Raw genomic sequence first — 5,915 nt, 5'->3', positions numbered from 1 at the left:
ACACGCACGCTATGAGTAAACCCATTGTGATGGAACGCGGTGTTAAGTACCGCGATGCCGATAAAATGGCCCTTATCCCGGTTAAAAACGTGGCTACCGAGCGAGAAGCTCTGCTGAGAAAACCGGAATGGATGAAAATCAAACTTCCGGCTGACTCCACCCGAATTCAGGGTATTAAAGCCGCAATGCGCAAAAACGGCCTGCACTCCGTGTGCGAAGAGGCCTCCTGCCCTAACCTTGCTGAGTGTTTTAACCACGGCACGGCAACCTTCATGATCCTGGGTGCCATCTGTACTCGTCGCTGCCCGTTCTGCGACGTGGCACACGGCCGCCCGGTTGCACCTGATGCCAATGAGCCGCAGAAACTGGCACAGACTATTGCTGACATGGCCCTGCGCTATGTGGTTATCACTTCAGTAGACCGCGATGACCTTCGTGACGGCGGCGCTCAGCACTTTGCTGACTGTATTTCTGCCATTCGCGAAAAGAACCCAAGCATTAAAATCGAAACGCTGGTACCTGACTTCCGTGGCCGTATGGATCGCGCGCTGGAGATCCTCACCGCGACGCCGCCAGACGTGTTTAACCACAACCTGGAAAACGTACCGCGTATCTACCGTCAGGTTCGTCCTGGTGCCGACTATAACTGGTCTCTGAAGCTGCTTGAGCGCTTCAAAGAAGCGCACCCGGAAATCCCAACGAAATCTGGCCTGATGGTCGGACTGGGCGAAACCAACGCTGAAATCATTGAGGTTATGCGTGACCTGCGCCGCCACGGCGTGACCATGCTGACGCTGGGCCAGTACCTGCAGCCAAGCCGTCATCACCTGCCGGTACAGCGTTATGTTAGCCCTGATGAGTTTGAAGAGATGAAAGCGGAAGCGCTGGCGATGGGCTTTACCCATGCGGCGTGCGGCCCATTTGTTCGTTCTTCCTACCACGCCGATTTGCAGGCGAAAGGTATGGAAGTCAAATAACGACTTCATGCTTTAAAAAGGCCGTCGCGGTAGCGTGACGGCCTTTTCTTTATAGTGCGCCCTAACAAATTTCGGGCACCATTCAGGTGCATGAATAATCAGCCTGAAACTTTTGGTTCACTCCCTCACTCCCCTTTCTGTCAGGCTGTCCGCACGATTTCGCCGTTTTCACATTGGCAATGCAATTCTGGATCGTTTCATGCATTACTTCAGCTATCCCGCACTGAAGGAGCACAACAATGTCTGCAACTGATTCTGGCGATCTGCTTTACGGTCTTGAAGAAAAACCTGGCCCGCTTCCGGCTTTTTTGACGGCGCTTCAGCACGTGCTGGCAAGCCTGGTGGGTATCATTACGCCACCGCTTATCGTTGGCTCCGTCCTCGGCCTGAACGCTTACTTACCGTGGCTTATCAGCATGTCGTTGATTGTCTCGGGTATCGGCACATTTCTCCAGGCTCGCCGTTTCTATGGCATCGGTGCTGGAATGATCTGTTTGCAAGGCACCAGTTTTGCTTTTTTGAGCGTCATTCTGGCCGCAGGATTTAGCGTCAAAAGCAAAGGGGGTGGGCCAGAGCAAATCATGGCGATGATTTTCGGCCTGACGCTGGTCGCCGCCTTTATTCCCGTGGTCGTCAGCCGCTTTTTGGGACAGTTGCGCCGCGTCATTACGCCACTGGTCAGCGGCACTGTCGTCTGCCTGATTGGCATCAGCCTGATAAAAGTCAGTATCACGGACTGGGGCGGTGGTCACAACGTCAAAGACTTCGGTGCGCCGGGGAACCTGATGCTGGGTCTGCTGACGCTGGGCACGATCGTGCTGTTTAGTCGCGCTCGCAATCGCTGGCTGCGTCTGGGTGCGGTGATCCTCGGGATTGCTATCGGTTGCCTCGCTGCCGCGCTCAGCGGGAAGCTAACCTGGCAACCGTTCAATCAGCCGTGGATTGCCGTCCCGCAGCCTTTCCGCTTTGGCTTTGATTTCGATTACACCCTCTTTCTGCCGCTGGCCCTGATTTCGCTCATCAGCATTCTGGAGGCCGTTGGCGATCTCACTGCAAACTGCCTGCTGTCGCGCCAGCCCATTGAAGGTAAGAGTTATATCACTCGCCTGAAAGGCGGCATTCTCGCAGATGGCGTCAGCTGTATTCTGGCTGCGGTCTTTTCTGCCTTACCAAGTACCACGTTTGCACAGAATAACGGCGTGATACAGATGACCGGGGTTGCCAGCCGTCACGTTGGGATTTGGATTGGCGCTTTGCTGGCCGTACTGGGGTTATTTCCTATATTTGGTGCCGTGGTACAGCAGATCCCTGCCCCCGTTTTAGGTGGCGCGACGCTGGTGATGTTTGGCAGTGTTCTGGCCGCAGGGATTCGAATCATGACTCAATCACCGCTCACGCGCCGCGACATGCTGATTATCGCCGTTTCATTCGGCATAGGTCTGGGCGTGGAAGCAGAACCTGAGTTTTTGAGCTATTTACCGGCCGTCTGCAAAAGTCTGTTTGGTTCGGCTATCACCAGCGGCGGGTTGATGGCCATGCTGCTCAATCTGATTTTGCCGGATGAACGTTCCGACAATGCGCTGGCGACAGGTGCCGTTATCGAGAAGTAATCTGCGCCCTGTGCGCCCCTGGATCAGCAGACAGGGCATAACTGAGCTGGCTCTCTCATTTATCAACAGGAGGAGTTAGCGATGTGCGCTAGCCGTGTCTGGATCAAAAACCCGCAGGCGATTTTCACCCCGGACGACATTGATGCCCGGGGTGGCATCGTCATTGAAAACGGCAAAATCAGTGCCGTACTGTCATCAGGTGAAACACCTGACAAACCCTGTGAAAGTATTTTTGACGCCCGTGAACATGTGGTTCTGCCTGGTCTGATTAATACACATCACCACTTCTACCAGACGCTGACACGCGCCTGGGCACCGGTCGTCAACGAACCTTTGTTCCCCTGGTTGAAAACACTCTACCCGGTCTGGGCAAAACTCACCCCCGAAGCGCTGCATCTGGCAAGCCAGGTTGCCATGGCAGAACTGCTGTTGTCCGGTTGCACCACCACCAGCGACCACCACTATCTTTTCCCTCAGGGCATGGAGAACGCGATTGATATCCAGGTCGACGTAGTGAACAGGCTGGGGATGAGGGCTATGCTGACTCGCGGCTCGATGAGTCTGGGCGAAAATGAGGGCGGATTGCCCCCTCAGCACACGGTGCAACTCGGTGAAGTGATTCTGGAAGACAGTCTGCGGCTGATCCGTCGCTATCACCAACGTGGTGAAGGAGCCCGGATTCAGATAGCCCTCGCGCCCTGTTCACCTTTTTCCGTTACCGAAGAAATCATGCAAGAGAGCGCGAGGCTCGCAGAAACGGAAGATGTTCGGTTGCATACGCATTTAGCGGAAACCCTCGATGAAGAGGCCTTTTGCTTACAACGCTTTGGCCTGCGTACCGTCGACTATCTGGAGAAAGTCGGTTGGCTCACTGAGCGCACCTGGCTGGCGCACGGTATCCATTTTAACGACGATGAAATTCGGCGGCTTGGGAAAGCCCAGGTCGGCATTTGCCACTGCCCTGTTTCCAATATGCGCCTGGCCTCAGGGATCTGCCCTACACTGGATCTTGAAGCGGCTGGGGCCATTATTGGGCTCGGTGTTGACGGTTCGGCATCAAACGACGCCTCCAGCCTGATGTTCGAAACCCGCCAGGCACTTTACCTGCAACGCCTGCGCTATGGTGCCAGACAGGTCACTCCGCAGAAAGTCCTGAACTGGGCAACGCGAGGTTCGGCACAGATTCTGGGTCGTCACGATCTCGGTGAGATCCGTCCGGGTAAACAGGCAGATATAGCCCTGTTTCGTCTGGATGAATTGCGCTTCAGCGGCAGCCACGATCCCCTGTCCGCATTGATTCTTTGCGGCGCAGAACGTGCTGACCGAGTCATGGTTGGAGGCGAATGGCGGGTTGTCGATGGCGAGATTAACGGGCTGGACACGCAAGCACTGATTGCCCGGCATCGGCAAGCGGCGAAACAGTTGGTTGCAACTTTCTGACAGACAAAAACACAAGAGGCCGCAACGGGGTGTGTTGTGGCCTCTCTGAATCACTCTACGACGACAGAAAAACGACGGGCAGGCTTGATATGCTACGGGTCGTTTTGAAACGCGCCTTACTCTTTATGAGAGAGTTTTTCCGCTGGAACGTCATCTTCCGCGCTCTTTTTCGCCGTGGTGTCATCGTCGTTCATGGCTTTCTTAAAGCCTTTGATCGCTGACCCCAGGTCACCGCCGAGGGTACGCAGTTTTTTGGTACCGAACACCAGCACGATCAGTGCGGCAACCACCAGCAGCTTGGTAATACTAATCTCACCCATAGATACCTTCTTCATTAAAACAGGCTACAAAACGCGCCATCAAAACCGTAGCTAATTAACGGTCATTTCGCGACGGCACACAATAGCAATCTGTAACAAGGTGAATCAAGCATTGATTAAAAAAACATCACATAATTTGCGGTGGCGCAAAGCGACGGTTGTTTAACACCGGCAATTGCGACCGAATGTCCTGTAATGCTTCCTTGCTCAGCTCAGCATAGATCATTTGCGGTGAGCTTCCAGCGCCCGCAAGCGTCACGCCCAACGGATCAATGATTTTGCTCTGACCGATATTTTTATTGCCGCACTCGCCTGCCGCGACGAAGTAGCAAGTGGTATCCAGCGCTCTTGCTGCCAGCAAGGAGGCCCAGTGATGCTCTTTTAGCGGCCCGCGAACCCAGGCTGTCGGCAGCACGATGATCTCCGCACCATTCAACGCCAGCGCCAGTGCCAGCTCGGGGAAGCGCAAATCGTAGCAGCTCATCAGCCCAACTTTCATTCCGCCAATATCAATCAACGCGGGCAACGTGGAGCCTGCATCGACGCGTTTTGACTCCTGAACTCGGAATGCGTCGTACAGATGCAGCTTCTGATACTGTGCCACTATCTCACCGTGCCTTAGCGCCACAAGCGTATTAGCCGCTCTTCCTTCGCTCGTTGGAACGTGGATCGTCAGGATAGTGGTTAAGTCATTACGGTGGCTCTCCTCAAGCAATTGCCGCAGGAAGCCCCCATCAAGCGACTGAGCCGATTTGACCGACCTATCCGGGTCATTATCATCACGAGCCAGTAACGCCTCAGGTAGCACCAGCAGAGCCGCAGCATTGGCCGCAGCCTCCTGCATCAAGGTCACGCAAGTTTGAGCATTCGTCTCCCAGTCAGGGGTGACGGCAAATTGTCCTGCAGCAACGCGCATAGCTTCTCCTGTTGTCTCTAACCATAGCCATCAGCGATGTCCGGCGCTAAGATATTTCTTTCACTATTCAAATAGCAGGAATTGGCAGTGTTACAACTACTTTTAGCCGTTTTTATTGGTGGAGGAACCGGCAGCGTGGCTCGCTGGATGTTAGGGATGCGGTTTAACCCAATGCATCATGCCATTCCCGTGGGCACGCTAACCGCAAACCTACTGGGTGCTTTTATCATTGGAGCCGGGCTCGCGTGGTTTAACCGGATGACGCATATCGACCCAATGTGGAAGCTGCTTATCACAACCGGCTTTTGTGGCGGGTTAACGACGTTTTCGACCTTTTCGGCAGAAGTGGTGATTTTACTTCAGGATGGGCGATGTGGCTGGGCGCTGCTGAACGTGGCCGTCAACATGCTGGGTTCTTTCGCCATGACGGCGATGGCATTCTGGATTTTTTCCGCGGCGCGCTGAATTTAGCACAAAAAAAACCCGCCTTAAGCGGGTTTTGTACTCTACTGTCGAAATGCTTAGATAGGCATTACGTTTGCAGCAGATGGGCCTTTGGCACCGTTAGTGATTTCGAACTCTACACGCTGACCTTCAGCCAGAGTTTTGAAACCGTTGGACTGGATTGCAGAGAAGTGTACGAATACATCTT

General features: G+C 54.2%; 7 protein-coding genes. 4 read left to right on the top strand and 3 right to left on the bottom strand.

From position 1 onward, the window contains the following. Nucleotides 1-11 precede the first annotated feature (11 nt). The 3 genes from lipA to ACRCWW_RS08465 all read left to right on the top strand — a co-directional run bounded on the left by lipA (nucleotide 12) and on the right by ACRCWW_RS08465 (nucleotide 4,027). Nucleotides 12-977 carry a lipoyl synthase gene (gene lipA, locus ACRCWW_RS08475; protein ID WP_438682015.1) on the top strand — a complete coding sequence of 322 codons (966 nt, stop codon included), beginning with the start codon at nucleotides 12-14 and terminating at the stop codon, nucleotides 975-977. A 239-nt stretch (nucleotides 978-1,216) separates the two neighbouring features. Further along, nucleotides 1,217-2,587: a uracil-xanthine permease family protein gene (locus ACRCWW_RS08470; RefSeq protein WP_438682013.1), complete on the top strand. Its 1,371-nt coding sequence runs from the start codon at nucleotides 1,217-1,219 to the stop codon at nucleotides 2,585-2,587. A gap of 81 nt (nucleotides 2,588-2,668) precedes the next feature. Next, the gene (locus ACRCWW_RS08465) at nucleotides 2,669-4,027 is read left to right on the top strand and encodes an 8-oxoguanine deaminase (RefSeq protein ID WP_438682012.1); all 1,359 of its coding nucleotides are present in this window, start codon (nucleotides 2,669-2,671) and stop codon (nucleotides 4,025-4,027) included. A 116-nt stretch (nucleotides 4,028-4,143) separates the two neighbouring features. Here the strand turns inward: ACRCWW_RS08465 and tatE are convergent, their stop codons facing one another. Then, complete coding sequence (gene tatE / locus ACRCWW_RS08460) at nucleotides 4,144-4,347, bottom strand: twin-arginine translocase subunit TatE (protein ID WP_330984499.1); 204 nt, start codon at nucleotides 4,345-4,347, stop codon at nucleotides 4,144-4,146. Between the two features lie 127 nt (nucleotides 4,348-4,474). Next, nucleotides 4,475-5,263, bottom strand: a complete 789-nt coding sequence (locus ACRCWW_RS08455) for a deaminated glutathione amidase (protein ID WP_438682011.1) — start codon at nucleotides 5,261-5,263, stop codon at nucleotides 4,475-4,477. An 87-nt stretch (nucleotides 5,264-5,350) separates the two neighbouring features. On the opposite strand from ACRCWW_RS08455, the gene crcB reads away from it, so the two are divergent. After that, a complete protein-coding gene (crcB, locus tag ACRCWW_RS08450) occupies nucleotides 5,351-5,728 on the top strand; it encodes a fluoride efflux transporter CrcB (protein ID WP_438682010.1) in 378 nt (125 codons plus the stop codon). 56 nt (nucleotides 5,729-5,784) lie between these two features. Here the strand turns inward: crcB and ACRCWW_RS08445 are convergent. Further along, nucleotides 5,785-5,915 (bottom strand): cold shock domain-containing protein (locus ACRCWW_RS08445; RefSeq protein ID WP_438682014.1); only part of this gene is annotated, 131 nt, incomplete at its 5' end.

The sequence above is a fragment of the Scandinavium sp. genome (assembly GCF_051650185.1).
In the GTDB taxonomy this organism is placed as follows: domain Bacteria; phylum Pseudomonadota; class Gammaproteobacteria; order Enterobacterales; family Enterobacteriaceae; genus Scandinavium.
This window is presented reverse-complemented; position numbering and strand designations above follow the sequence as displayed.

Bases quoted from the DNA above. Each gene is read 5' to 3' on its own strand.
- ACRCWW_RS08465 (WP_438682012.1), top strand. From the start codon at position 2,669: ATGTGCGCTAGCCGTGTCTGGATCAAAAACCCGCAGGCGATTTTCACC.
- tatE (WP_330984499.1), bottom strand. From the start codon at position 4,347: ATGGGTGAGATTAGTATTACCAAGCTGCTGGTGGTTGCCGCACTGATC.
- lipA (WP_438682015.1), top strand. From the start codon at position 12: ATGAGTAAACCCATTGTGATGGAACGCGGTGTTAAGTACCGCGATGCC.
- ACRCWW_RS08455 (WP_438682011.1), bottom strand. From the start codon at position 5,263: ATGCGCGTTGCTGCAGGACAATTTGCCGTCACCCCTGACTGGGAGACG.
- ACRCWW_RS08470 (WP_438682013.1), top strand. From the start codon at position 1,217: ATGTCTGCAACTGATTCTGGCGATCTGCTTTACGGTCTTGAAGAAAAA.